This is a genomic window from Streptomyces sp. NPDC056527 (genome assembly GCF_042794475.1).
In the GTDB taxonomy this organism is placed as follows: domain Bacteria; phylum Actinomycetota; class Actinomycetes; order Streptomycetales; family Streptomycetaceae; genus Streptomyces.
In genome coordinates, this window is the sequence record NZ_JBHTTQ010000007.1 from 118,673 (window position 1) to 142,537 (window position 23,865).

Annotated in this window: 26 protein-coding genes; 21 read left to right on the forward strand and 5 right to left on the reverse strand. The window is 72.4% G+C overall.

Features of this window, described 5'->3' with window-relative positions; genetic code table 11:
- The first annotated feature begins 42 nt into the window (after positions 1 to 42).
- A complete protein-coding gene (locus ACFQ7Q_RS06455) occupies positions 43 to 1,665 on the forward strand; it encodes an ABC-F family ATP-binding cassette domain-containing protein (protein ID WP_383550565.1) in 1,623 nt (540 codons plus the stop codon).
- A 29-nt stretch (positions 1,666 to 1,694) separates the two neighbouring features.
- Here the strand turns inward: ACFQ7Q_RS06455 and ACFQ7Q_RS06460 are convergent, their stop codons facing one another.
- On the reverse strand, positions 1,695 to 2,636 hold the full coding sequence (locus ACFQ7Q_RS06460) for an NADP-dependent oxidoreductase (protein WP_383550567.1): 942 nt from the start codon (positions 2,634 to 2,636) through the stop codon (positions 1,695 to 1,697).
- Positions 2,637 to 2,743: 107 nt separating this feature from the next.
- Here ACFQ7Q_RS06460 and ACFQ7Q_RS06465 point away from each other — a divergent pair, with 107 nt between their 5' ends.
- The 4 genes from ACFQ7Q_RS06465 (at position 2,744) to glmM (ending at position 5,918) form a co-directional block, all read left to right on the forward strand.
- Positions 2,744 to 3,160, forward strand: coding sequence for a winged helix-turn-helix transcriptional regulator (locus ACFQ7Q_RS06465; protein WP_383550569.1), 417 nt, complete (start codon positions 2,744 to 2,746; stop codon positions 3,158 to 3,160).
- A gap of 229 nt (positions 3,161 to 3,389) precedes the next feature.
- Complete coding sequence (rplM, locus tag ACFQ7Q_RS06470) at positions 3,390 to 3,833, forward strand: 50S ribosomal protein L13 (protein WP_148005774.1); 444 nt, start codon at positions 3,390 to 3,392, stop codon at positions 3,831 to 3,833.
- Positions 3,834 to 3,877: 44 nt separating this feature from the next.
- Positions 3,878 to 4,396 carry a 30S ribosomal protein S9 gene (gene rpsI / locus ACFQ7Q_RS06475; RefSeq protein ID WP_315891611.1) on the forward strand — a complete coding sequence of 173 codons (519 nt, stop codon included), beginning with the start codon at positions 3,878 to 3,880 and terminating at the stop codon, positions 4,394 to 4,396.
- A gap of 163 nt (positions 4,397 to 4,559) precedes the next feature.
- A complete protein-coding gene (glmM, locus tag ACFQ7Q_RS06480; protein WP_383550571.1) occupies positions 4,560 to 5,918 on the forward strand; it encodes a phosphoglucosamine mutase in 1,359 nt (452 codons plus the stop codon).
- Between the two features lie 26 nt (positions 5,919 to 5,944).
- Here the strand turns inward: glmM and ACFQ7Q_RS06485 are convergent, their stop codons facing one another.
- Both ACFQ7Q_RS06485 and coaA read right to left on the reverse strand, forming a co-directional pair.
- The gene (locus tag ACFQ7Q_RS06485; protein WP_383550573.1) at positions 5,945 to 6,904 is read right to left on the reverse strand and encodes a DUF389 domain-containing protein; all 960 of its coding nucleotides are present in this window, start codon (positions 6,902 to 6,904) and stop codon (positions 5,945 to 5,947) included.
- Between the two features lie 18 nt (positions 6,905 to 6,922).
- On the reverse strand, positions 6,923 to 7,924 hold the full coding sequence (coaA, locus tag ACFQ7Q_RS06490; RefSeq protein ID WP_383550576.1) for a type I pantothenate kinase: 1,002 nt from the start codon (positions 7,922 to 7,924) through the stop codon (positions 6,923 to 6,925).
- Between the two features lie 171 nt (positions 7,925 to 8,095).
- Here coaA and ACFQ7Q_RS06495 point away from each other — a divergent pair, with 171 nt between their 5' ends.
- From ACFQ7Q_RS06495 to ACFQ7Q_RS06530, 8 genes are all read left to right on the forward strand, one after another.
- Positions 8,096 to 8,851, forward strand: coding sequence for a hypothetical protein (locus ACFQ7Q_RS06495; RefSeq protein WP_383550578.1), 756 nt, complete (start codon positions 8,096 to 8,098; stop codon positions 8,849 to 8,851).
- Between the two features lie 39 nt (positions 8,852 to 8,890).
- Positions 8,891 to 10,738, forward strand: coding sequence for a glutamine--fructose-6-phosphate transaminase (isomerizing) (glmS, locus tag ACFQ7Q_RS06500; protein WP_383550580.1), 1,848 nt, complete (start codon positions 8,891 to 8,893; stop codon positions 10,736 to 10,738).
- A gap of 4 nt (positions 10,739 to 10,742) precedes the next feature.
- Entirely contained in the window at positions 10,743 to 11,111 is a 369-nt protein-coding gene (locus ACFQ7Q_RS06505) for a holo-ACP synthase (RefSeq protein ID WP_376436494.1), read from the forward strand.
- A 94-nt stretch (positions 11,112 to 11,205) separates the two neighbouring features.
- On the forward strand, positions 11,206 to 12,633 hold the full coding sequence (locus tag ACFQ7Q_RS06510; protein WP_383550582.1) for an NAD(P)H-hydrate dehydratase: 1,428 nt from the start codon (positions 11,206 to 11,208) through the stop codon (positions 12,631 to 12,633).
- Between the two features lie 157 nt (positions 12,634 to 12,790).
- Positions 12,791 to 13,939, forward strand: coding sequence for an alanine racemase (alr, locus tag ACFQ7Q_RS06515; protein WP_383550584.1), 1,149 nt, complete (start codon positions 12,791 to 12,793; stop codon positions 13,937 to 13,939).
- A gap of 32 nt (positions 13,940 to 13,971) precedes the next feature.
- Positions 13,972 to 15,144 (forward strand): alpha/beta fold hydrolase, encoded by a 1,173-nt coding sequence (locus tag ACFQ7Q_RS06520; RefSeq protein ID WP_383550586.1) that lies wholly within the window; start codon positions 13,972 to 13,974, stop codon positions 15,142 to 15,144.
- A gap of 19 nt (positions 15,145 to 15,163) precedes the next feature.
- A complete protein-coding gene (tsaE, locus tag ACFQ7Q_RS06525) occupies positions 15,164 to 15,670 on the forward strand; it encodes a tRNA (adenosine(37)-N6)-threonylcarbamoyltransferase complex ATPase subunit type 1 TsaE (RefSeq protein ID WP_383550655.1) in 507 nt (168 codons plus the stop codon).
- 110 nt (positions 15,671 to 15,780) lie between these two features.
- Positions 15,781 to 15,966 (forward strand): hypothetical protein, encoded by a 186-nt coding sequence (locus tag ACFQ7Q_RS06530; protein ID WP_383550588.1) that lies wholly within the window; start codon positions 15,781 to 15,783, stop codon positions 15,964 to 15,966.
- 149 nt (positions 15,967 to 16,115) lie between these two features.
- Here ACFQ7Q_RS06530 and ACFQ7Q_RS06535 read toward each other — a convergent pair whose 3' ends face one another.
- Positions 16,116 to 16,655, reverse strand: a complete 540-nt coding sequence (locus tag ACFQ7Q_RS06535) for a hypothetical protein (RefSeq protein WP_383550657.1) — start codon at positions 16,653 to 16,655, stop codon at positions 16,116 to 16,118.
- 126 nt (positions 16,656 to 16,781) lie between these two features.
- On the opposite strand from ACFQ7Q_RS06535, the gene tsaB reads away from it, so the two are divergent.
- The 8 genes from tsaB (at position 16,782) to ACFQ7Q_RS06575 (ending at position 22,576) form a co-directional block, all read left to right on the forward strand.
- On the forward strand, positions 16,782 to 17,435 hold the full coding sequence (gene tsaB / locus ACFQ7Q_RS06540; RefSeq protein WP_383550590.1) for a tRNA (adenosine(37)-N6)-threonylcarbamoyltransferase complex dimerization subunit type 1 TsaB: 654 nt from the start codon (positions 16,782 to 16,784) through the stop codon (positions 17,433 to 17,435).
- 29 nt (positions 17,436 to 17,464) lie between these two features.
- A complete protein-coding gene (gene rimI, locus ACFQ7Q_RS06545; RefSeq protein ID WP_383550659.1) occupies positions 17,465 to 17,932 on the forward strand; it encodes a ribosomal protein S18-alanine N-acetyltransferase in 468 nt (155 codons plus the stop codon).
- Positions 17,922 to 19,025 carry a tRNA (adenosine(37)-N6)-threonylcarbamoyltransferase complex transferase subunit TsaD gene (gene tsaD, locus ACFQ7Q_RS06550; RefSeq protein WP_383550592.1) on the forward strand — a complete coding sequence of 368 codons (1,104 nt, stop codon included), beginning with the start codon at positions 17,922 to 17,924 and terminating at the stop codon, positions 19,023 to 19,025. Before rimI ends, tsaD begins: the two co-directional genes overlap by 11 nt.
- Positions 19,022 to 19,276, forward strand: a complete 255-nt coding sequence (locus ACFQ7Q_RS06555) for a hypothetical protein (protein ID WP_329117085.1) — start codon at positions 19,022 to 19,024, stop codon at positions 19,274 to 19,276. The genes tsaD and ACFQ7Q_RS06555 overlap by 4 nt, the downstream gene beginning before the upstream one ends.
- 36 nt (positions 19,277 to 19,312) lie before the next feature.
- The gene (locus ACFQ7Q_RS06560; protein WP_383550594.1) at positions 19,313 to 20,176 is read left to right on the forward strand and encodes a polysaccharide deacetylase family protein; all 864 of its coding nucleotides are present in this window, start codon (positions 19,313 to 19,315) and stop codon (positions 20,174 to 20,176) included.
- Between the two features lie 97 nt (positions 20,177 to 20,273).
- Positions 20,274 to 20,630, forward strand: coding sequence for a YciI family protein (locus ACFQ7Q_RS06565; RefSeq protein ID WP_383550596.1), 357 nt, complete (start codon positions 20,274 to 20,276; stop codon positions 20,628 to 20,630).
- Between the two features lie 34 nt (positions 20,631 to 20,664).
- Positions 20,665 to 21,951: an RNA polymerase sigma factor gene (locus ACFQ7Q_RS06570; protein WP_383550598.1), complete on the forward strand. Its 1,287-nt coding sequence runs from the start codon at positions 20,665 to 20,667 to the stop codon at positions 21,949 to 21,951.
- Positions 21,952 to 21,961: 10 nt separating this feature from the next.
- Positions 21,962 to 22,576 (forward strand): hypothetical protein, encoded by a 615-nt coding sequence (locus ACFQ7Q_RS06575; protein WP_383550600.1) that lies wholly within the window; start codon positions 21,962 to 21,964, stop codon positions 22,574 to 22,576.
- 92 nt (positions 22,577 to 22,668) lie between these two features.
- Here ACFQ7Q_RS06575 and ACFQ7Q_RS06580 read toward each other — a convergent pair whose 3' ends face one another.
- Positions 22,669 to 23,853: an SAM-dependent methyltransferase gene (locus tag ACFQ7Q_RS06580; protein WP_383550602.1), complete on the reverse strand. Its 1,185-nt coding sequence runs from the start codon at positions 23,851 to 23,853 to the stop codon at positions 22,669 to 22,671.
- Positions 23,854 to 23,865 lie beyond the last annotated feature (12 nt).

The following is a 23,865-nucleotide window of genomic DNA, read 5'->3' on the forward strand; positions in this document are numbered from 1 at the left end:
ACCGGTTGGGAGACAGCGGTGCCGGCGGCGACAATGCACCTCATGGGACATGTCGAGGCCGCGCATCTGGAGTACTACCTTCCCGACGGGAGGGTCCTGCTCGCGGACGCCTCCTTCCGGGTGGGGGAGGGCGCGGTGGTCGCCCTGGTCGGGGCCAACGGCGCCGGGAAGACCACGCTGCTCCGGATGATCTCCGGGGAGCTCCAGCCGCACGGCGGCTCGGTCACCGTGAGCGGCGGTCTCGGTGTGATGCCGCAGTTCGTCGGCTCGGTGCGGGACGAGCGTACGGTCCGTGACCTGCTGGTCTCCGTCGCCCAGCCGCGGATCCGCGAGGCGGCGAAGGCGGTCGACGCGGCCGAGCACCTGATCATGACGGTCGACGACGAGGCCGCGCAGATGGCGTACGCGCAGGCGCTCAGCGACTGGGCCGAGGTCCAGGGGTACGAGGCCGAGACCGTCTGGGACATGTGCACGATGGCCGCCCTCGGCATGCCGTACGAGAAGGCGCAGTTCCGGGAGGTCCGCACGCTCAGCGGCGGCGAGCAGAAGCGGCTGGTCCTGGAGTCGCTGCTGCGGGGCACCGACGAGGTGCTGCTGCTCGACGAGCCGGACAACTATCTGGACGTCCCCGGCAAGCGGTGGCTGGAGGAGCGGTTGCGGGAGACCCGTAAGACCGTGCTCTTCATCTCCCACGACCGGGAGCTGCTGGCCCGGGCCGCCGAGAAGATCATCGCGGTCGAGCCCGGCCCCGCCGGGTCGGACGTGTGGGTGCACGGCGGCGGCTTCGAGACCTTCCACGACGCGCGGCGGGAGCGGTTCGCCCGCTTCGAGGAGCTGAAGCGGCGCTGGGAGGAGAAGCATGCGCAGCTGAAGAAGCTGGTGATCAACCTGCGACAGGCGGCGGCGGTCAGCCATGAGATGGCGTCCCGGTACGCGGCGGCGCAGACCCGGCTGAGGAAGTTCGAGGAGGCCGGCCCGCCGCCGGAGCCGCCGCGCGAACAGGACATCCGGATGCGGCTGCGTGGCGGCCGGACCGGTGTGCGGGCGGTGACCTGCGAGAACCTTGAACTGACCGGTCTGATGAAGCCGTTCTCGCTGGAGATCTTCTACGGGGAGCGGGTCGCCGTCCTCGGCTCGAACGGGTCGGGCAAGTCGCACTTCCTGCGGCTGCTCGCCGGGGATCCGTCCGTGGCCCACACGGGCCTGTGGAAGACCGGCGCGCGGGTGGTCCCCGGTCACTTCGCCCAGACCCACGCCCACCCGGAGCTGCAGGGCCGCTCCCTCGTGGACATCCTCTGGTCGGAGCACGCGAAGGACCGGGGCGGCGCGATGTCGGTGCTGCGGCGGTACGAGCTGGAGGCGCAGGGCGACCAGCCCTTCGAGAAGCTCTCCGGCGGCCAGCAGGCCCGCTTCCAGATCCTGCTCCTGGAGCTCTCGGGCACGACGGCGCTGCTGCTCGACGAGCCGACGGACAACCTCGACCTGGAGTCGGCGGAGGCGCTCCAGGACGGTCTGGAGTCGTACGACGGCACGGTGCTCGCCGTCACGCACGACCGCTGGTTCGCGAAGACCTTCGACCGCTATCTGGTCTTCGGCTCGGACGGGGTGGTCCGCGAGACCCCGGAGCCCGTCTGGGACGAACGACGGGTCGACCGGGTGCGCTGACGGCGGATGCCGCCGGGTCCTCGGGGCTTCTACGGGAGCAGGACCAGGCGGCCCCGTACGCCGCCCGCCGCCAGACGCTCGTGGGCGTCCCGTGCCGCGGCGAGGGGGAGGGTGGCCGCGACCCTTGGGGTCAGGGTGCCGGCCTCGGCGAGGGCGGCCAGTCCTGCCAGGGCCCGGCCGTCGGCGCGGATCCAGACCTGGTGCACCCGGGTGCCCCGCAGCGGGACCGGGGCCCCGCCCGCGACGAGCGCCGCGAAGGCTCCGCCGGAGCGCACGCCGTCGAGGGCGGTCGCCCCCAGGACCGCGGCGTCCACGGCCCCGGCCACGCCCCCGGGGACCAGGGTGCGGACCGCCTCCCCGAGCCGGTCGGCCGTGTCCGGCACGAAGAGCTCCGCCCCCAGGCCGCGGACGAGCGCCTCGTCGCTCTCCCGGGCGGACGCGACGACCCGCAGCCCGCGCGCGACGGCCAGCTGCACGGTGTGGCCGCCCACCGCTCCCGCCGCTCCGGTGACCAGCAGCGCCTCGCCCGGGGAGAGCCCGAGCGCGTCGAGGGCCTGAAGCGCGGTGAGACCGCTCAGCGGCAGCGTGGCGGCCGCGGCGGCGGGGACGCCCGCGGGGGCCGGGGCGAGAGCGCGGGCGTCGAGCACGACCTGCTCGGCCTGGGTGCCGAGCGGCACGTCCAGACGGTCGTGCAGGCCGATGACCCGGTCGCCCGGGCGCGGCTCGGTGACGCCGGGTCCCGTCTCCTCGACCACGCCCGCCACGTCCCAGCCGAGGCCGGTCCGTGCCCGTGCGGGCATCAGCCCGGCGGCCGCGAGCGCGCCGGAGCGGGTGGCCAGGTCCACGGGGTTGACCGTCGCCGCCTCGACGCGGACCCGTACCCGTCCGGGGCCCGGGGACGTGGGGGCGGGTACGTCGGCGATCCGCAGGACCTCCGGTCCGCCGAAGGAGTCGATGACGAGGGCGCGCATGGCGGCCGCCTTTCCATGGGAAGGAGTGTTGCCGCGAACCTAGGGAGAGCTACTCTCCGTGGGGAAGTACGTACGCGGGAGTGCGTACCGCACGGGGAGGGGCGTCCATGGCCACGCGTACCGCCGCGCAGCAGCGCGAGGAGGCGCGTCGCGCCTATGACGCCTACCTCGCCGAGTGCCCCGCCCGGCAGCTCCTCGACCGGATCGCCGACAAGTGGGTCACCCTGGTCCTGAGCGCCCTCGCGGACGGCCCGCGGCGCTACAGCGACCTGGGCCGCACGATCGCCGGCGTCAGTCAGAAGATGCTCACGCAGACGCTGCGGGCGCTGGAGCGGGACGGCCTCGTGGCCCGGTCGGTGACGCCGTCCGTGCCCGTACGGGTGGACTACGAGCTGACGGCGCTCGGGGTGAGCCTGCTGCCGGTGGTCCGGGCCGTGAAGGACTGGGCGGACGGGCACATCGAGGAGGTCCTCGCCTCGCGGGAGATCTACGACGGGGCGCCCCGGGGCGAGCGGGCGCGGTGAGCCGGGCCGGGCGGAGGCGTTTTGACCCGTCGAGGGTGCCGCGGGTAGTGTTGCGGTTTGTTATGCGTATTGGCTTCGTCGTTCTCACGCGAAGGGCCCTTACGCAGGTTCCCTGGAGCAGTTACCAGTGGCTCGCATACGGGCGGTGTTCCCGGCAGTGCAGGCCCCAGCTGCATGATCGCTTCAGGTGTGTCTGGACTCCATCCACTGAAGAAGCGAAGGCTACGAAGTGCGTACGTACAGCCCCAAGCCCGGCGATGTCACTCGCCAGTGGCACATCATCGACGCTCAGGACATCGTCCTGGGCCGTCTGGCGACGACGGCTGCGAACCTCCTCCGAGGCAAGCACAAGCCCGTCTACGCCCCCCACATGGACATGGGCGACTTCGTCATCATCATCAATGCTGACAAGGTCCACCTGTCCGGCAACAAGAAGACCCAGAAGCTGGCCTACCGCCACTCCGGCTTCCCGGGTGGTCTCCGCTCCGTCCGTTACGACGAGCTGCTGGCCAAGAACCCCGAGAAGGCCGTCGAGAAGGCCATCAAGGGCATGATCCCCAAGAACACCCTGGGCCGTCAGATGCTCTCGAAGCTGAAGGTCTACGCGGGCGAGAACCACCCGCACGCTGCCCAGCAGCCGGTCCCGTTCGAGATCACCCAGGTCGCGCAGTAGTTCCGGCCACACCCCCTAAGAACGAAAGAAATCTGAGGAGAATCGTGGCCGAGACCACTGTTGAGAACCCCATCGAGGGCGAGGAGACCTACGCCGAGGTCACCACCTTCGAGTCCGAGGTCCCCGTCGAGGGCGAGTACACCTCGGAGTCCCTGGCGTCGCGCTTCGGTGACCCGCAGCCGGCCGCCGGCCTGGGTCGTCGCAAGAACGCCATCGCCCGCGTCCGGATCGTTCCGGGCACCGGCAAGTGGAAGATCAACGGGCGTACGCTCGAGGACTACTTCCCGAACAAGGTGCACCAGCAGGAAGTCAACGAGCCCTTCAAGGTGCTCGAGCTCGACAACCGCTACGACGTCATCGCCCGCATCGCGGGTGGCGGTGTCTCCGGTCAGGCCGGCGCCCTGCGCCTCGGCGTGGCCCGTGCGCTGAACGAGGCGGATGTCGAGAACAACCGCCCGGCGCTGAAGAAGGCCGGCTTCCTCTCCCGCGACGACCGTGCGGTCGAGCGCAAGAAGGCCGGTCTCAAGAAGGCCCGTAAGGCCCCGCAGTACAGCAAGCGTTAATCGCCTGCTCGGTCTGCTTTGCACGTACGCCCCGGCGGCACTGCCCGTGCTGCCGGGGCGTACGTCTTTTCCTCCCCCTGGGCCTTTCTGGGCAGCTCTGATGTGAAAACGGGCATCTAGCGCTCAGGGGATCGCAAATTCGGAGCAGTTTCGGAGGACAGCTGTGGGACGACTCTTCGGCACGGACGGTGTGCGCGGTGTTGCCAACGCGGATCTGACGGCGGAGCTCGCGCTCGGTCTGTCGGTCGCCGCGGCGCATGTGCTCGCCGAGGCGGGGACCTTTGAGGGCCATCGGCCGACCGCGGTGGTCGGGCGTGACCCGCGTGCGTCGGGAGAGTTCCTGGAGGCCGCCGTCGTGGCGGGCCTCGCGAGCGCGGGCGTGGACGTCCTGCGCGTCGGCGTCCTGCCCACCCCCGCCGTGGCCCATCTCACCGGAGCGCTCGGCGCCGACCTCGGCGTGATGCTCTCGGCCAGCCACAACGCGATGCCCGACAACGGCATCAAGTTCTTCGCCCGCGGTGGCCACAAGCTCGCCGACGAGCTGGAGGACCGGATCGAGTCCGTCTACGAGGAGCACCGCACCGGTGCCCCGTGGGAGCGGCCGACCGGCGCCGGCGTCGGCCGGGTCCGTGACTACGACGAGGGCTTCGAAAAGTACGTCTCCCACCTCCTCGCCGTCCTGCCGAACCGGCTCGACGGGCTGAAGGTCGTCCTCGACGAGGCGCACGGCGCCGCCTCGCACGTGTCGCCCGAGGCGTTCACCCGGGCCGGTGCCCAGGTCGTCACCATCGGTGCGGAGCCGGACGGCCTCAACATCAACGACGGCTGCGGCTCCACCCACCTCGGCCTGCTCAAGGCCGCCGTGGTCGAGCACGGCGCCGACTTCGGCATCGCCCACGACGGTGACGCGGACCGCTGCCTCGCCGTGGACGCGGCCGGCAACGAGATCGACGGCGACCAGATCCTCGCCGTGCTCGCCCTCGCCATGCGCGAGGCCGGGACGCTGCGCGGCGACACCGTTGTCGCGACCGTGATGTCCAACCTCGGCTTCAAGCTGGCCATGGAGCGCGAGGGCCTCCAGCTCGTGCAGACGGCGGTCGGCGACCGCTACGTCCTGGAGTCGATGAAGGAGCACGGCTACGCGCTGGGCGGCGAGCAGTCCGGGCACGTGATCGTGCTCGACCACGCCACCACCGGCGACGGCACGCTGACCGGCCTGATGCTGGCGGCGCGGGTATCGGCCACCGGCAGGTCGCTCGCGGAGCTGGCCTCCGTCATGGAGCGGCTGCCGCAGGTCCTCGTCAACGTGCCCGACGTGGACAAGTCCCGGGTGAAGACCTCCGGCGAGCTGGCCGCCGCGGTCACCGACGCGGAGCGCGAACTGGGCTCCACCGGCCGTGTGTTGCTCCGCCCCTCGGGCACCGAGCCGCTGGTACGGGTGATGGTCGAGGCCGCCGACATCGAGCAGGCGCGGGCCGTGGCCGGACGCCTGGCGGACGTGGTGAAGTCCGCGCTCGGCTAGGACCCTCGGGGCTCGGACCCCAGGCTTCAGTGCTTCCGTGGCGCACCCGGTGGGCGGGTCATCCGTCCCCGCTGGGTGCGCCACAGCAGTTTCCAGCCGATGAGGGTGAGAACCCCGGCGACGATGATGCCGCCCAGGTTCAGCAGCAACTGCTCGGCGGAGCCCCACATCTGGTTCAGATCGCCGTAGCTGAGGGCCACGGCGGCGTTCGCCGCCGCCGGGACGGTCGTCACCGAGATCGCCACGCCGACCAGCACGCCCGCCTTCGACGAGGTCAGCGAGACCACTCCGGCCACGCCCGCGAGCAGCGCGACGACGAAGGAGAACGGGTCGGGCTGGAAGATGAAGCCGGTGTTCGGGCGCGGTGCGTCGAGCATGTCCACGTTGAACTGGCCGAGGGCGTCCATCACCAGGCTGAACACGGTCGTCGCCACGATCGCCGACGCGAAGCCGACGAGGAGCGCGACCAGTGAGCGCCAGGCCGCCCGCGGCGCGCGGCGCACCAGGGCCGTGCTGATCCCGGCGAGCGGGCCGAACTCGGGGCCGACCGCCATGGCGCCCACGATCAGGATCGCGTTGTCCAGGACCACGCCACAGGCCGCGATCATCGTCGCCACGATCATCAGGGCCGCGTAGGTGATCGTGAGGGTGGACTCCTCCTGGGAGGTCTCGGTGAGCTGCTCCCAGATCACCGCGTCCGCCGCCTCGCCCGGCGCCTCCCGCTCCGCCAGGTCGGCGCGTTCCGAGAGCGAGAGGTCGATGTGCGTGACGGCGATGGAACCGACCTTGTCGATGTCCAACTCCCGCAGCCCGTGCAGGAGTTCGTCACCGGCCTCGCGGGCGACGTCGCACATCACGATGTCACCGGCCGGTTCGCGGGCGGCACCTTCGAGCACCACGAGATGGGTGGTGCCCACGGTCGTGTCGATCAGATGGAGAACCGCTTCCGTCCGGGCGGACGGAGTGATGATCCGCAGATGCAGCATGGCCGCACCCTATGGGCTTCAGAGCTTACGGAGACTCAGGCGCTGCACCTTGTGGTCCGGTCCCTTGCGCACCACGAGGGTCGCGCGGCCGCGCGTCGGAGCCACGTTCTCCAGCAGGTTCACCTTGTTGATGGTCCGCCACATCGTGCGGGCGTACTCCAGGGCCTCCTCCTCGGAGACCTGGGTGTAGCGCTGGAAGTACGAGTCCGGGTTCTGGAACGCCGTGTCGCGCAGCTTGCGGAACCGGTTGAGGTACCAGCGCTCGATGTCCTCGGGCCGGGCGTCGACGTACACCGAGAAGTCGAAGTAGTCGGCGAGACCGACGCGCGTACGGCCGTCCTTGCCGGGCAGCGCCGGCTGGAGGACGTTGAGCCCCTCGACGATCAGGATGTCGGGACGGCGGACCACGAGCCGCTCGCCCGGCACGATGTCGTAGATCAGGTGGGAGTAGACCGGAGCGGTGACCTCGTCCTTGCCGGCCTTGATGTCGGCGACGAACCGGGTCAGCGCCCGGCGGTCGTACGACTCGGGGAAGCCCTTGCGGGACATCAGCCCGCGCGCCCTCAGCTCCTCCATCGGATACAGGAAGCCGTCGGTGGTGACGAGCTCCACGCGCGGGTGCTCCGGCCAGCGCGCGAGCAGCGCCTGGAGGAGACGGGCCACGGTGGACTTGCCCACGGCGACGGAGCCGGCGACCCCTATGACGAAGGGCGTGCCGCGCTGCTCGGCCCGCTCCCCGAGGAACGTGTTGAGCGCCCCGCGCAGCCCGCTGGTGGCCTGGACGTACAGATTGAGCAGGCGGGACAGCGGCAGATAGATGTCCCGCACCTCGTCGAGGTCGATGACGTCGCCGAGGCCCCGCAGCCGCTCGACCTCGTCGGCGGAGAGCGGCAGCGGCGTCTTGTCGCGCAGCGCGCTCCACTCGCCTCGGGTGAGGTCGACGTACGGCGTGGCCTCGGCCCGGCGCTGGCCGTTGCCGTTCCCCTTGGGGTGGGGGCTTCGTGGCGGCGAAGTGATCACCCCGCCATTGTCGTGGGTCGGGGGCGGTTGTGGGTGGTGGGGTGGGTCACGCGGAAAAGCTGTTGTCCGACCCCTGCACTACCGTGATCATGCAAGATGCCGCGTGGGGTGGACTTACGCGGGGGGACGCCGCCCATGGGGCGGCACAAAGGAACAGAAGGTCACATCCGAATGCGTACGTCCGTGAGAACCGCCGCCGCCGTTGCCTCCGCAGCCTCGCTCGCGCTGCTGCTCACCGCCTGCGGTGGGGACGGGAAGGGCGAGGAGAAGGGCAAGGACGCCGCCAAGCCGTCCGCCACCTCCGCCGCGCCTGCGGCCAAGGCGCTGTCCGCCGCCGAGCTGGAGAAGCTCGTCGTCGAGCAGGCCGACCTCAAGGCGCACAAGGTGCAGAAGGCCGAGGCCGGTGACGTCGTCAAGTCCGGTGACGTCGCCACCGACAAGGCCGCCTGCAAGCCGATCGCCGACGCCATGTCGTTCATCGCTCCCGGCAGCCCCGCTGCGACCGTGCAGCGCAAGGCCGTCGCGATTCCGGAGAAGAACGCGACGCAGGATCCCACGGATGCCGCGATCGGGGCGCTCGGTGCCCCGGTCACCGCCGTGACCCTCGGGTCGTACGACGGCGCCGGTGCGCAGGACGCCCTCGCGCTGCTGAAGACGGCCGGCACCGAGTGCGCGGGCGGCTTCACGGTCAAGAGCGGCGGGGAGCAGACCAAGGTCTCCAAGGTCGCCCCCGACACCGTGACCGCCGGTGAGGAGGCCGTCGCCTTCACCGTCACCTCCGACATGGAGGGCACGCCGTTCATCAGCAAGCTCGTCGTCTTCCGCAAGGGCAACAACCTCGCGGCCCTCTCCACCATCAGCCTCGCCGGTGAGGTCAAGGAGCAGCCGAAGGTCCTCATCGACGCGCAGGCGGCCAAGCTCGGCTGAGTCCGGCCCTCCGGGCGCCTTCGGTCGTAGGCTGCCGCCATGTGCGGAATCGTGGGATACGTCGGCGGGCAGTCGGCGCTTGATGTGGTGATCGCGGGCCTCAAGCGGCTCGAGTACCGGGGCTACGACTCGGCCGGCGTCGCGGTGCTCTCCGACGGGGGACTGGCCGCGGCGAAGAAGGCGGGCAAGCTCGTCAATCTGGAGAAGGAGCTGGTGGACCGGCCGCTGTCGAGCGGCTCCACCGGTATCGGACACACCCGCTGGGCCACCCACGGCGGGCCGACCGACGTCAACGCGCACCCGCATCTCGACAACGCGGGGCGCGTGGCCGTCGTCCACAACGGGATCATCGAGAACTTCGCCGCCCTCAGGGCCGAGCTGGAGGAGCGCGGCCACGACCTCGCGTCCGAGACGGACACCGAGGTCGTGGCCCATCTGCTCGCCGAGGAGTTCTCCTCCAGCGGTGACCTCGCCGAGGCGATGCGGCTGGTGTGCCGGCGGCTCGACGGCGCGTTCACGCTGGTCGCCGTCCACGCCGACCAGCCCGACGTCGTGGTCGGCGCCCGGCGGAACTCGCCGCTGGTGGTCGGCGTCGGCGAGGGGGAGTACTTCCTCGCCTCCGACGTCTCCGCCTTCATCGCGCACACCCGGGCCGCGATCGAGCTGGGCCAGGACCAGGTCGTCGAGCTCTCCCGCGAGGGCGTCGAGGTCACCGACTTCGGCGGCGCCCCGGCCGACGTACGGGCGTACCACGTGGACTGGGACGCCTCGGCCGCCGAGAAGGGCGGCTACGACTACTTCATGCTCAAGGAGATCGCGGAGCAGCCCAAGGCGGTCGCGGACACCCTCCTCGGGCGGATCGACGCCGAGGGCCACCTCAAGCTCGACGAGGTACGCATCCCGGACGCGGTGCTGCGCGAGGCCGACAAGATCGTCATCATCGCCTGCGGCACGGCCTTCCACGCCGGAATGATCGCGAAGTACGCCATCGAGCACTGGACCAGGATCCCCTGCGAGGTGGAGCTGGCGAGCGAGTTCCGCTACCGCGACCCGATCCTCGGCCAGCGCACGCTCGTCATCGCCATCTCCCAGTCCGGCGAGACGATGGACACCCTGATGGCGCTGCGACACGCGCGCGAGCAGGGCGCCAAGGTGCTCGCCGTCTGCAACACCAACGGGTCGACCATCCCCCGCGAGTCCGACGCCGTTCTCTACACGCACGCGGGTCCCGAAGTCGCCGTCGCGTCCACGAAGGCGTTCCTGACGCAGCTGGTCGCCTGCTATCTGCTGGCGCTCTACCTGGGCCAGGTGCGCGGGACGCAGTGGGGCGACGAGATCCACGCGGTGATCAGGGAGCTCGCCCGGATCGCCGACGAGGTCGAGCGGGTCCTGGAGACGATGGAGCCGGTGCGCGCGCTGGCCCGTTCGCTCGCCGACAAGGACACCGTGCTGTTCCTCGGCCGGCACGTCGGCTACCCGGTGGCCCTGGAGGGCGCGCTGAAGCTCAAGGAACTGGCGTACATGCACGCCGAGGGCTTCGCCGCCGGCGAGCTGAAGCACGGGCCGATCGCGCTCATCGAGGAGGACCTTCCGGTGGTGGTCGTCGTGCCCTCGCCGCGCGGCCGGTCCGTGCTGCACGACAAGATCGTCTCCAACATCCAGGAGATCCGGGCGCGCGGGGCGCGGACGATCGTCATCGCCGAGGAGGGCGACGAGGCGGTCGTCCCGTACGCCGACCACCTCATCCGTATCCCGGCGACGCCTACGCTGCTCCAGCCGCTGGTCTCCACCGTGCCGCTGCAGGTCTTCGCCTGCGAACTGGCGACGGCGCGCGGCAACGAGGTGGACCAGCCGCGCAACCTGGCGAAATCTGTGACCGTGGAGTGAGCGAATGATCATCGGGGTGGGGATCGACGTGGCGGAGATCGACCGCTTTGCCGCGTCGATCGAAAGGACGCCTGGGCTGCTCCAGCGCCTCTTCGTGGAGCGCGAGCAGCTGCTCCCGAGCGGGGAACGGCGCGGGGTCGCCTCCCTGGCCGTGCGCTTCGCGGCGAAGGAGGCGCTGGCCAAGGCGCTCGGCGCGCCGGCCGGCCTGCACTGGACCGATGCCGAGGTGTACGTCGAGGGCAGCGGGCAGCCGCGGCTGCGGGTGAGCGGGACGGTGGCGGCGCGGGCGGCCGAACTGGGCGTGAAGCGCTGGCATGTGTCGCTCAGCCACGACGCGGGGGTGGCGTCGGCGGTGGTGATCGCGGAGGGGTAGGCGGGCGGGGCCACGCCCTCGCCGCCGACCCCGAGCCGGACCGTCAACCCTCGCCTCCCGGCGGTGGCTTGAGGTGTGCGGCAGACTGCGGGACATGCGTACCGCTTACCGCGTGGAGACCGTACGGGCCGCCGAGGCCGAGCTGATGGCGACGTTGCCCGAGGACGCGCTCATGCGACGGGCGGCGGCGGGACTCGCCGCCGCCTGTTTCTCGCTGCTCGGCCGCGGCCATGTGTACGGGGCGAGGGTCGTCCTGCTCGTGGGCAGCGGGGACAACGGCGGCGACGCGCTCTACGCGGGGGCGCGGCTGGCGCGCCGCGGGGCCGGTGTGACGGCCGTCCTGCTGGGCTCGCGGGCCCACGAGCGCGGTCTCGCGGCGCTGCTGGCGGCCGGGGGGCGGGTGACGGAGGACCCGTACGAGGCGCTGGCGGCCGCCGATCTCGTACTCGACGGGATCACCGGCATCGGCGGGCGCGGCGGACTGCGGCCGGACGCCGTGCCGGTGGCGCGGGCGGCACGCGGCTCCGACGCGGCCGTGGTCGCCGTCGACCTGCCGAGCGGGGTGGACGCGGACTCGGGGACGGTCGCCGGGGAGGCGCTGCGGGCGGACGCGACGGTCACGTTCGGGGCGTACAAGCCGGGGCTGCTGATCGACCCGGCGCGGGAGTACGCGGGCGCGCTGCGGCTCGTGGACATCGGTCTCGGGGAGTACCTGCCGTCCGTGCCGGAGCTCCAGGCGCTCCAGCACGAGGACGTGGCGGGGATGCTGCCCGCGCCCGGCGCGGAGAGCGACAAGTACCGGCGGGGTGTCGTGGGCGTGGTCGCCGGCTCCGCGCGGTACCCGGGCGCGGCGGTGCTGGCGGTGGCCGGCGCGCTGCGGGGCGGGGCGGGGGCGGTGCGGTACGTGGGGCCCGCGGCCGACGCGGTGATCGCCCGCTTCCCGGAGACCCTGGTGCACTCGGGGCCTCCGGCGAAGGCGGGGCGGGTGCAGGCGTGGGTCGTCGGACCGGGGCTCGGCGACGGGCCGGGGGTCGCGGACGTCCTCGCCTCGGACGTACCCGTCCTGGTGGACGCGGACGGGTTGCGGGAGCTGGACGCGTCGGTGGTGCGGGGGCGTACGGCCCCGACGCTGCTCACCCCGCACGCGGGGGAGGCGGCGGCGCTGCTCGGCGTCTCGCGTGACTCGGTGGAGTCGGAACGGCTTTCGGCGGTACGGGAGCTGGCGGCGCGGTACGGGGCGACGGTGCTCCTGAAGGGGTCGACGACGCTGGTGGCGGAGGGTTCGGGGCCGGTCCGGGTGAACCCGACGGGGACGTCGTGGCTGGCGACGGCGGGCAGCGGTGACGTCCTGTCGGGCCTGGCCGGCTCCCTGCTGGCGGCGGGCCTGCGCGCCCTGGACGCGGCCTCGGTGGCCGCCTACCTCCACGGCCTCGCGGCCCGCCGCGCATCGGCCGGCGCGCCGATCGCGGCAGGAGACGTGGCAGCGGCCCTGCCGGACGCGTGGCGCGACGTGATGTCGTAGCGGCGAGCCCGCGGGGGCGCAGCGAGGCGTGCGGGCGTGGTGCGGGGGCCTGGGGGCTTGCTTTTTCGGGGCGTCTTCGGAGGTGGTTCGTCGCCACTCGGGCTTCCCGGAAGTGGCCTGGGGCGGCTCGGAGCCGACACCTGAGAGACTGGGCGCGATGACTGAGACACCGCCGCCCCGCAGAGCCCGCGCCGAGATCGACCTCGGTGCGCTGCGTGCCAACGTCCGCACGCTGCGCGCCCGCGTCGCGCCCCACGTCCAGGTGATGGCCGTGGTCAAGGCGGACGCGTACGGACACGGCGCGATCCGCTGCGCCCGCGCCGCCCTCGAAGCGGGCGCCGACTGGCTCGGCACCGCGACCCCCCACGAGGCGCTCGCCCTGCGTGCCGCCGGGATCACCGACGCGCGGATCCTGTGCTGGCTCTGGACCCCCGGCGACCCCTGGGCCGAGGGCATCGAGGCCGGCCTCGACATGACCGTGAGCGGGATGTGGGCCCTGGACGAGGTCCGGGAAGCCGCCCGCCACACGGGCAAGCGGGCGCGCGTCCAGCTCAAGGCCGACACCGGCCTCGGCCGCAACGGCTGCCAGCCCGCCGACTGGCCCCAGCTCGTCGGCGAGGCCCTCAAGGCCGAGAAGGACGGGCTGGTGACCATCACCGGCCTCTGGTCGCACCTCGCCTGCGCCGACGAGCCCGGCCACCCCTCCATCGCCTTCCAGCTCGACGTCTTCCGCTCGATGCTCGACTACGCGGAGAAGGCGGGCGTCGAGCCCGAGGTCCGGCACCTCGCCAACTCCCCGGCCACCCTCACGCTCCCCGAGACCCACTTCGACCTCGTACGGCCCGGCATCGCCATGTACGGCGTCTCGCCGAGCCCCGAGATCGGCACCTCCGCCGACTTCGGCCTGCGCCCGGTGATGACGCTCAAGGCGAGCGTCGCGCTGGTCAAGCAGGTCCCCGAAGGCCACGGCGTCAGCTATGGCCACCACTACGTCACCGGCCGCGAGACCACCCTCGGTCTCGTGCCCGTCGGATACGCCGACGGCATCCCGCGCCACGCCTCCGGCCGCGGCCCCGTCCTCGTCGGCGACAAGGTCCGTACCGTCGCCGGCCGGGTCGCCATGGACCAGTTCGTCGTCGATCTCGACGGGGACGCGCCCGCCCCCGGCACCGAGGCCGTGCTCTTCGGCCCCGGCGACCGGGGCGAGCCCACCGCCCAGGACTGGGCCGAGGCCGCCGACACCATCGCGTACGAGATCGTCACCCGCATCGGAGCGCGCGTCCCGCGCGTCTATCTGAACGGGTAAGCACCGACCGACCAGGGACCAGGGGAGTGGCAGTGAGCGAGTCCAGCACCGACAACTGGCGGCGTGCCGGGCTCGCCGGTGCCGCGATAGGCGTGATCGCCGCCGGCGCGGCGGCCGGCGTCGCCATCGAGCGGCTCACCGTCGGGCGCGGCATGCGGCAGCGGGCACGGCTCGCCCTCGACGCCTCCGCCCCCTACGGCTCCCTGCGCGGCACCCCCGGCAAGGCGCTCGCCGACGACGGCACCGCGCTGTACTACGAGATCGACGAGGTCGAGCCGGACCCGCCCGCCCCGCGTCGCCGGCGGCTCTTCGGCCGCAAGCCGCCCGCGCCCGTCACCGTCGTCTTCAGCCACGGCTACTGCCTCGGCCAGGACTCCTGGCACTTCCAGCGGGCGGCGCTGCGCGGCCTCGTCCGTACCGTGTACTGGGACCAGCGCAGCCACGGACGCTCGGCCCGTGGGGTCGCCCAGTCCGGGCCCGACGGCGTCCCCGTCTCCATCGACCAGCTCGGCCGCGACCTCAGGGCCGTCATCGACGCCGCCGCGCCCGAGGGCCCGCTGGTCCTCGTCGGGCACTCGATGGGCGGCATGACGATCATGGCGCTCGCCGACAGGTACCCGGAGCTGATCCGTGAGCGGGTCGTCGGCGTGGCCTTCGTCGGCACCTCGGCCGGCCGGCTCGGCGAGGTCAACTACGGGCTGCCGTCCGCCGGGGTCAACGCGGTGCGTCGCGTCCTGCCCGGCGTGCTCAAGGCGCTCGGCTCGCAGGCGGAGCTCGTCGAGCGGGGCCGCCGGGCCACCGCCGACCTCTTCGCCGGGCTGATCAAGAAGTACTCCTTCTCGTCCCGTGACGTCGATCCGGCGATCGCCCGGTTCGCCGAGCGGATGATCGAGGCGACACCGATCGACGTGGTCGCGGAGTTCTATCCGGCCTTCGCCGAGCACGACAAGGCGGCGGCGCTGGAGGTCTTCCGCGAGATCCCGGTGCTCGCCCTCGCGGGGGACCGTGATCTGGTCACCCCCAGCGCGCACACCGAGGCCATCGCCGACCTGCTGCCTGAGGCGGAGCTGGTCATCGTGGACGACGGCGGCCATCTGGTGATGCTGGAGCACCCCGAGGTGGTGACGGACCGGCTCGCCGACCTCCTGGCGAAGGTCGGCGCGGTGCCCGTGAAGGCGGCGAAGGCGGGTTCCGGGAGCAGTTAGGTTGGCAGGTATGGCTCGTATGGAAGAACAGCGCTCCGCTGAACCGCACTCCGCCGCCACCCTCGACATCGACTCCCCGGAGGAGATGCAGGAGATCGGCCGTCGCCTGGCCAAGCTGCTCCGCCCCGGCGACCTCGTCATGCTCACCGGTGAACTCGGCGCCGGGAAGACGACGCTGACCCGCGGCCTGGGAGAGGGCCTCGGTGTGCGTGGCGCCGTCACCTCCCCGACCTTCGTCATCGCCCGGGTGCACCCGTCCCTGGTCGGTGGACCCGCCCTCGTCCACGTCGACGCCTACCGCCTCGGCGGCGGTCTCGACGAGATGGAGGACCTCGACCTGGACGTCTCGCTGCCCGATTCCGTGGTCGTCGTCGAGTGGGGTGACGGCAAGGTCGAGGAGCTGACGGACGACCGGCTGCACGTGCTGATCCACCGGGTCGTCGGCGACACGGACGACGACCGGCGCACCCTCGTGCTGCGCGGGATCGGCACGCGGTGGGCGGACGAGGACCTCGCGCTGAGCTGAACGTACGTAGGTTCCGACAAGGTGTCGGCAAGATGTTGCGTCGGTCGTACGAGCCGTGGTGACATGGATGCACGAGCTGGTTAGGTGTACCTAACCTACGGGAGGCATGCATGGCGACGCCAGAGCGCGAGCGCGCGGACGAGCGCATCTCGATGAGTGAGCTGCTGGCCTCCTGTGCCGCGGCGAGCGCGGTGTCGACACCCCCGCGCGAGACGGAACGGGAAGCCGGCCACGGCTCGTACGAGACCGAGCGGGGCGAGGAGCGGGACAACCACGTCCGCCGCGAGGCCGCGTAGGCGTCGAGTCCGACCACGGGGCCGCGTATCCACGTCCAGCCACGCCACGAGGCCCCGTATCCACGTCCAGCCACGCCACGAGGCCGTGCGAGCGCGTCAAGGGCGGGTGGCCGGGTGACCCCCCGTACGGGCGGACGTGCCCGTCGGTGCTACGCGACGACGACGACCTTCGCGCCGATCGCCGCGAACGTCCACATCGCGTCGCCGTCCGCCCGCTTCATCCGGATGCCCCCGGTCTTCCGCTCCGGGTCCGGCGTCGGGAGCGAGCCGTCGACCGCCGCGCTGAAGCCGACCGACACGTCCTGCACGGTCGCGAACCGCACCACGTGCTCGATCCGCATGCCGTCCGAGCCGGTCACCGCACCCGAGCGCGAGCTCACGGTGTACGACCCCGGCGCCGGGCTCACCGTGCTCGGCATCACCGAGAAGGTGTGCGTGGCCTGGCCCTTCGCGTCCACCAGCCACACCCGGCGCTCGGCCAGCGCGTACACCACGCGCGCACCCTTGCCCGAGTTCGCCGGGACGGCGAGGGGATCCTTGGCGGGCTTCTGGGGGCCGCCGGTCGGGGCGGTTGTAGGGGCCGACGCCGTGGTCCTCGGCTTGGCCGAGACGTCCGCGGGCGCGTTCGCCGACGCCTGGTAGGCGAGGAAGGCGACGGCGGCGACCGCCGCCGCGGTGAGCCCGGCCACGAATCCCGAGCTGCTCCTTGCCACCGTGCCAACCTCCCGTACGTATGTATCGATGGTGACGTTAGCAGCCACGGGAGGGTGGGACGGGGCGCCGTGCCCGGCCGCCGGGAGCCGTAGGCTGTTTGCGTGCTCTTGCTCGCCATGGATACCGCCACGCCCGCCGTCACCGTCGCCCTCCACGACGGCGAATCCGTCGTCGCCGAGTCGCGGCAGGTCGACGCCCGCCGCCACGGGGAGCTGCTGCTGCCCGCCGTCGACCGGGTCCTCAAGGAGGCCGGGCTGAAGCTCGACGCGGTCACCGGCCTGGTGGTCGGCGTCGGACCGGGGCCGTACACCGGACTGCGGGTCGGCCTCGTCACCGCCGCGACCTTCTCCTCCGCGCTCGGCGTGCCCGTGCACGGCCTGTGCACGCTGGACGGGCTCGCGTACGCCTCCGGGATCGAGGAGCCGTTCGTCGTCGCGACGGACGCGCGCCGCAAGGAGGTCTACTGGGCGCGGTACGAGAACTCCCGTACGCGCACCACGGACGCGGCCGTCGACCGGCCCGCCGAGATCGCCGAGCAGATCGCCGGGCTCCCGGTCGTCGGCGCGGGCGCGCGCCTGTACCCCGAGGTCTTCCCGGACGCCCGCGACCCCGAGCACCAGTCCGCGGGCGCCCTGGCCGCCCTCGCGGCGGAACGGCTCGCGGCGGGCGCCGACTTCCTCGACCCGCTGCCGATGTACCTGCGCCGCCCCGACGCCCAGGTGCCGAAGAACTACAAGGTGGTCACTCCCCAGTGACCGCCGTGACGTCCGCGACGCTGCGCGAGATGCGCTGGTGGGACATCGAGCCGGTGCTCGTGCTCGAACACGAGCTGTTTCCCGAGGACGCCTGGTCCGAGGGCATGTTCTGGTCCGAGCTGGCCCACGCCCGCGGATCCAGGGCAACCCGCCGCTACATCGTCGCCGAGGAGCGGGGGAAGCTCGTCGGCTACGCCGGGCTCGCCGCCGCCGGCGGCCTCGGCGACGTCCAGACGATCGCCGTCGCCCGCGACCAGTGGGGAACCGGGCTCGGCGCCCGGCTGCTCACCGATCTGCTCCAGCACGCCACCGCCTTCGAGTGCGAGGAGGTGCTGCTGGAGGTGCGGGTGGACAACACCCGGGCCCAGAAGCTGTACGAGCGCTTCGGCTTCGAGCCCATCGGCTTCCGGCGCGGCTACTACCAGCCGGGCAATGTCGACGCGCTCGTGATGCGACTGACCGTTCAAGGAACAGAGACTGATTCTGATGGCTGCTGACGAACCCCTCGTACTCGGCATCGAGACCTCCTGCGACGAGACCGGGGTCGGCATCGTCCGCGGCACGACCCTGCTCGCGGACGCGGTCGCCTCCAGCGTGGACACCCACGCCCGCTTCGGCGGAGTCGTCCCCGAGATCGCCTCCCGCGCCCATCTGGAGGCGATGGTCCCGACCATCGAGCGCGCGCTGAAGGACGCCGGGATCTCCGCCCGCGACCTCGACGGCATCGCCGTGACGGCCGGCCCCGGCCTCGCGGGAGCGCTGCTCGTCGGCGTCTCGGCCGCGAAGGCGTACGCGTACGCGCTCGGCAAGCCGCTCTACGGCGTGAACCACCTCGCCTCGCACATCTGTGTCGACCAGCTGGAGCACGGCCCGCTGCCCGAGCCGACGATGGCGCTGCTCGTCTCCGGCGGGCACTCCTCGCTGCTGCTCGCGCCCGACATCACCGCCGACGTCCGGCCGCTGGGCGCCACGATCGACGACGCGGCCGGCGAGGCCTTCGACAAGATCGCGCGCGTCCTCGACCTCGGCTTCCCCGGCGGCCCGGTCATCGACCGGCTCGCCCGGGAGGGCGACCCGAAGGCGATCGCCTTCCCGCGCGGTCTGAGCGGCTCGAAGGATCCCGCGTACGACTTCTCCTTCTCCGGTCTCAAGACCGCCGTGGCCCGCTGGATCGAGGCCAAGCGCGCGGCGGGCGAGGAGGTGCCGGTACGGGACGTGGCCGCGTCCTTCCAGGAGGCGGTCGTCGACGTGCTGACCCGCAAGGCCGTCCGGGCCTGCAAGGACGAGGGCGTCGACCACCTGATGATCGGCGGCGGGGTCGCGGCCAACTCGCGGCTGCGGGCGCTGGCCCAGGAGCGGTGCGAGCGCGCGGGGATCCGGCTGCGGGTGCCGCGGCCGGGGCTCTGCACGGACAACGGCGCGATGGTGGCGGCGCTGGGCGCCGAGATGGTCGCCCGCAACCGGCCGGCCTCCGACCTGGAGCTGTCGGCGGACTCGTCCCTCCCCGTGACCGACCCGCACGTACCGGGGGCGCACGACCACGACCACGACCACGTGCACGAGATCAGCAAGGAGAACCTCTACTCGTGATCCTCACGCTCATGTGGGAGGCCCGGGCGGTCCAGGGCCGGGGCGCCGAACTCCTGGAGTGGGCGCGGGCGCAGGAGCTTCCGTACGAGCCGCTGCGGCGCGAGACCTTCCGGGCCCCCCAGGACCGGGTGCTCGTGCTGACCTGGTGGGACGCCCCGGCATCGGACGCCGAGCTGCCCGAGCTGCCCGAGCCGGCCGCGGACCTGATCACCCGGCCGGTGCACCGCTGGCGCTTCGAGTCCGTCGACTGAGGCAACCCCCCGGCCGCTTTCGCCATCATCCACGGCGTGACTCACGGCGTGGACAAGAAGATCGTGACCTGGGCGGCGCTGACCGCCGCGGCACTGCTGGTGACGGGCTGCGGCGGCACCGCGGGGGCGGACACCGCTCCCGTGAAGCCGTCCGCGCCCGCGACGACCCCCGCCGAGGGCAAGGGCCCCGACCGGGCTCCCGACCAGGCCGCCGAGGCCGCGGCCGCGTACCGGAAGTGGGGCCTGAAGCCCTTCGCCGCCCCGCCCGCCCCGCCGCGGACCAAGCCCGTGAAACGGCAGCCGGGCGGCCCGGTCCCCGTCGTCAGCGACATACCGACGCAGGACAGGATCGTCTTCATCACCATCGACGACGGGGCCGAGAAGGACCCGGAGTTCGTGCGGATGATGAAGGACCTCAAGGTCCCGGTGACGATGTTCCTCACCGACTCCGCGATACGCGCCGACTACGGCTACTTCAAGCCGCTCGCGGCCCTCGGCAACGGCGTCGCCAACCACACCCTCACCCACCCGAACCTGCGCACCCTCGGCCGGGCCGCCCAGAGCCGGGAGATATGCGGCCAGCAGACGAAGCTGGCGAAGGTGTACGGCACGACCCCGCGGCTCTTCCGCCCGCCGTACGGCAACTGGAACGAGGACACCCGCGCCGCCGCCGGCACGTGCGGGGTGGACGCGATCGTGCTGTGGCGCGAGTCGATGCAGATCAAGAACATGCAGTACCAGCGCGGTGACAAGAAGCTGCACCCCGGCGACATCATCCTGGCGCACTTCCGCGGCCCGTCCGAGCTCAAGGGCACGACGATGACCCGTATGACGGCCGACATGCTGCGCCACATCCAGGAGCAGGGCTTCACGGTGGCCCGCCTGGAGGACTATCTCTGAGAATTCCTTCCCGCGTGGTGTCGATGTGGGTCCGGCCCGTTCGACGTATGAGTGGAAGGCGGGGAACGGCCCCGCCCGCCACGCAAGGAGACAGACCATGCCCCGCTACCTGACGATGATCCGCATCGAAGAGGGCGCCTTCGTCCTGGAGGACGCCGACGCCGGCTTCGACGAGCGCATGGGGGCGCTGTTCGAGGAGATCACCAAGGCCGGCGTGATGCTGGAGACGGCCGGGCTCAAGCCGACCTCCGAGGCCACCCGTGTCATCTGGGAGGGCGGGAAGATCGGCACCACCGACGGCCCGTTCACCGAGACCAAGGAGGTCGTCGGCGGCTACTCGATCACCCAGTGCCGGGACATGGCCGAGGCCATCGAGTGGTCCCGGCGGTTCCTGGAGATTCACCCGCCGCAGTGGAAGGTGACCTGCGAGGTCCGCGAGATCGAGGAGATGTAGGCACCGCCGGGGCGGGTGCTGTCATGGTGGATCCATGACCTCACCCGCCCCCGCCGCCGTCGAGACGGTCTTCCGGATGGAGTCGCCGCGGATCATCGCGACCGTGGCGCGGATCGTCCGCGACGTCGGCATCGCCGAGGAGATCGCCCAGGACGCGCTGGTCGCCGCCCTGGAGCAGTGGCCGCGGACGGGCGTCCCGGAGCGGCCGGGGGCCTGGCTGACGGCCGCCGCCAAGAACCGCGCCGTCGATCTCGTACGGCGCCGTGAGACCTACGAGCGCAAGCTCGCCGAGGTGGGCCGCGAGCTCACCGAGGAGTTGTACGACCCCGAGCCCTCCGGTCCCTACGACATCGACGACGACCTGCTGCGGCTGATCTTCACCGCCTGCCACCCGGTGCTCTCCGCCGAGGCGCGGACCGCGCTGACCCTGCGGCTGCTCGGCGGACTGCGCACGGACGAGATCGCCCGCGCCTTCCTCGTGCCGGAGTCGACGGTCGCGCAGCGGATCGTGCGGGCGAAGCGGTCGCTGGCGAAGGCGGGCGTGGAGTTCGAGGTGCCGTACGGGGAGGACCGGGCGGCCCGGCTCGGCTCCGTCCTCGAGGTCATCTACCTGATCTTCAACGAGGGGTACGCGGCCACGGCGGGCGACGACCTGCTGCGGCCGGCGCTGTGCGAGGACGCTCTGCGGCTGGCGAGGGTGCTCGCCGGGCTGATGCCGAAGGAGGGCGAGGTCCACGGCCTGGCCGCCCTGCTGGAGATCCAGGCGTCCCGCGCCGGGGCCCGGACCGGACCGGACGGGCAGCCGGTCCTCCTCGCCGACCAGAACCGCAGCCGCTGGGACCGGCGGCTGATCCTGCGCGGCTTCGAGGCGCTCGGGCGGGCGGGCGAGGGCGGTACGTACGGTCCGTACGCCCTCCAGGCCGCGATCGCCGCCTGCCATGCGAAGGCGCCGACGTACGAGGAGACGGACTGGCGGACGATCGCCGCGCTGTACGGGCGCCTCGTGGTCGTCGCACCCTCCCCGGTGGTCGAGTTGAACCGCGCGGTGGCCGTCTCGATGGCCGAGGGCCCGGAGGCGGGCCTGGCCCTCGTGGACGCCCTGGCCGACGAACACGCCCTGGCGGGCTACCACTTGCTGCCGAGCGTCCGGGGAGACCTGCTGGAACGCCTCGGCAGGCCGGCCGAGGCCTGTGCCGAGTTCGAGCGGGCGGCCTCGCTGACCCGCAACGAACGGGAGCGGGAGCTGCTGCGGGAGCGCGCCGAACGCGCGCGCACGGGGCGGGAGGACCTCGCGGGCCGGGAGGGGCGGGAGGCTCGGTAGGGTCGCTCGCATGTCCCCACGCGCCCCGCTGCCCCCACCGCCGCCGCCGGCCGAGATACAGAGCTGGCCCGACCGCGAGGCCCGACTGGCCGACCGGGCACGGGCGATGGCCGAGCTGACCCGCCGTCTGATCGGTGGCGCGCGGCTCACGGTCTTCCTTGTGTGGCTGGCGACCCTGCAGCTGGGCTGGGGGATCTGCGGTTCCGGACTCATCATGCTGGAGGAGTCCATCGACCCCATCTCGGGCCTGTTCGCGGCCTTCTTCGTGGCCCTCGGCCTGGGTGCCGTGGTCCCCGCCGTCTACTTCCTCGGCCGCGGCGTCCGCGAGGACCGCCTGGCGCGGGAGCGGCTCCTCCTGTGGGCCGTCCTGGACGCCGACCGCACGGCCGACGCGCGGCTGCGCGAGCCCGTCCTCAGCGTCGTCTGGCTGCTGCTCTCGCTCCTCCTGTGCGCCGTCGGCCTGTGGGTCTCCCTGGCCGCGCCCGCGGAGGGGGTCGGCCCGGGACGCGGCTACGGGACGGTCGCGTACCTCATGGGGATGGGACTCGGGCTGTGGATCGGCGGCCTGATCGGCACGACGAAGGCGATCGGCCACTACCGGCTTGCGGTACGGCTGGTGGCGTAGGCGACGGCTGACGCGGCGGCCGGACTCGTGCGGTCGGCCGGTTGGTGGAGCGCCGACCGGTGCCGTGTGGCGCGGGGGCCTTGCGACACGCCCTAGGCCCTCGCCGGGCCGCCGATCAGCATCGTGGGCGCGCCCGCGACGCGGGTCAGGAAGACCGTGGCGGAGTTCGGGCCCTTCGGCTTGACGCGGCGGCGGATCTCCTCCGGTTCGACCGCCGAGCCGCGCTTCTTCACCGTCAGCGTGCCGACCTCGCGTTCGCGCAACAGAGCCTTCAACTTCTTGAGGTTGAAGGGGAGTTCGTCGGTGATCTCGTAGGCGGTGGCGTACGGCGTGGGGGTGAGGGCGTCCGCCGTGATGTACGCGATCGTCTCGTCGATCAGGCCACCGTCCAGCTCCTCGGCGACCTCGGCGACGAGATGGGCGCGGATGACCGCGCCGTCCGGCTCGTAGAGGTAGCGGCCGACCGGGCGCGGCGCGGGGTCGGGGAGACCGCGGCCGGTCAGGCTCGTGCCGGCGGGCAGCAGGGTGGCGCGCCGGGCGCCGGGGGCGGTGCCGAACCACAGCACGGCCTCCTTCACGTCCCCGCCGTCCGAGATCCACTCGGCCTCGGCCTCCTCCGGCACCGCCTCGTGCGGGACGCCGGGGGCGATCTTCAGCGCCGCGTGCGGGGCCTTGCGGGCGGCCTCGACCGCCCAGGAGAGCGGCGGCGAGTACGCCTCAGGGTCGAAGATCCGGCCCCTCCCGCCGCGCCGCGCCGGGTCCACGAAGACGGCGTCGTACGGGCTCGTGTCGATCTCGGTCACGTCCGCGCACCGCACCTCGATCAGATCGGCGAGCCCGAGCGCCTCGGCGTTCGCGCGGGCGACCTCGGCCGTCAGCGGGTCGCGGTCCACGGCCAGGACGGAGATCCCGGCCCGGGCGAAGGCGATCGCGTCCCCGCCGATCCCGCCGCAGAGGTCGGCGACGCGGCGGACCCCGAGCGCCCGGAACCGCTCGGCGCGGTAGGCCCCGACCGTCGCGCGGGTCGACTGCTCGACGCCGTTGGGCGTGAAGAACATCCGGTGCGCGTCCTCGGCGCCGAACTTCGCCACGGCGCGCTGGCGCAGCCGGGCCTGCCCGAGAGCCGCGGAGACCAACTCGGTGGGGTGATCGCGGCGCAGCCGTGAGGCGACCGCCAGTTCCTGGGCGGGGTCGTAGTCGCGCAGGGCGGCGAGCAGCGTCCGGCCCTCCGGAGTGTGCAGGGCGGTGAAGGCGGCGAGGTCGGTCACCCGTCCCATTGTGGGCCAGCC

Excerpts from the sequence above, each read along its gene's own strand:
- ACFQ7Q_RS06455 (WP_383550565.1), top strand. The coding sequence starts at position 43 with ATGGGACATGTCGAGGCCGCGCATCTGGAGTACTACCTTCCCGACGGG.
- ACFQ7Q_RS06460 (WP_383550567.1), bottom strand. The coding sequence starts at position 2,636 with ATGCGCGCCCTCGTCATCGACTCCTTCGGCGGACCGGAGGTCCTGCGG.
- ACFQ7Q_RS06465 (WP_383550569.1), top strand. The coding sequence starts at position 2,744 with ATGGCCACGCGTACCGCCGCGCAGCAGCGCGAGGAGGCGCGTCGCGCC.
- ACFQ7Q_RS06485 (WP_383550573.1), bottom strand. The coding sequence starts at position 6,904 with ATGCTGCATCTGCGGATCATCACTCCGTCCGCCCGGACGGAAGCGGTT.
- ACFQ7Q_RS06495 (WP_383550578.1), top strand. The coding sequence starts at position 8,096 with ATGCGTACGTCCGTGAGAACCGCCGCCGCCGTTGCCTCCGCAGCCTCG.
- glmS (WP_383550580.1), top strand. The coding sequence starts at position 8,891 with ATGTGCGGAATCGTGGGATACGTCGGCGGGCAGTCGGCGCTTGATGTG.
- ACFQ7Q_RS06505 (WP_376436494.1), top strand. The coding sequence starts at position 10,743 with ATGATCATCGGGGTGGGGATCGACGTGGCGGAGATCGACCGCTTTGCC.
- ACFQ7Q_RS06510 (WP_383550582.1), top strand. The coding sequence starts at position 11,206 with ATGCGTACCGCTTACCGCGTGGAGACCGTACGGGCCGCCGAGGCCGAG.
- alr (WP_383550584.1), top strand. The coding sequence starts at position 12,791 with ATGACTGAGACACCGCCGCCCCGCAGAGCCCGCGCCGAGATCGACCTC.
- tsaE (WP_383550655.1), top strand. The coding sequence starts at position 15,164 with ATGGAAGAACAGCGCTCCGCTGAACCGCACTCCGCCGCCACCCTCGAC.
- ACFQ7Q_RS06530 (WP_383550588.1), top strand. The coding sequence starts at position 15,781 with ATGGCGACGCCAGAGCGCGAGCGCGCGGACGAGCGCATCTCGATGAGT.
- rimI (WP_383550659.1), top strand. The coding sequence starts at position 17,465 with ATGCGCTGGTGGGACATCGAGCCGGTGCTCGTGCTCGAACACGAGCTG.
- tsaD (WP_383550592.1), top strand. The coding sequence starts at position 17,922 with ATGGCTGCTGACGAACCCCTCGTACTCGGCATCGAGACCTCCTGCGAC.
- ACFQ7Q_RS06565 (WP_383550596.1), top strand. The coding sequence starts at position 20,274 with ATGCCCCGCTACCTGACGATGATCCGCATCGAAGAGGGCGCCTTCGTC.
- ACFQ7Q_RS06570 (WP_383550598.1), top strand. The coding sequence starts at position 20,665 with ATGACCTCACCCGCCCCCGCCGCCGTCGAGACGGTCTTCCGGATGGAG.
- ACFQ7Q_RS06575 (WP_383550600.1), top strand. The coding sequence starts at position 21,962 with ATGTCCCCACGCGCCCCGCTGCCCCCACCGCCGCCGCCGGCCGAGATA.
- ACFQ7Q_RS06580 (WP_383550602.1), bottom strand. The coding sequence starts at position 23,853 with ATGGGACGGGTGACCGACCTCGCCGCCTTCACCGCCCTGCACACTCCG.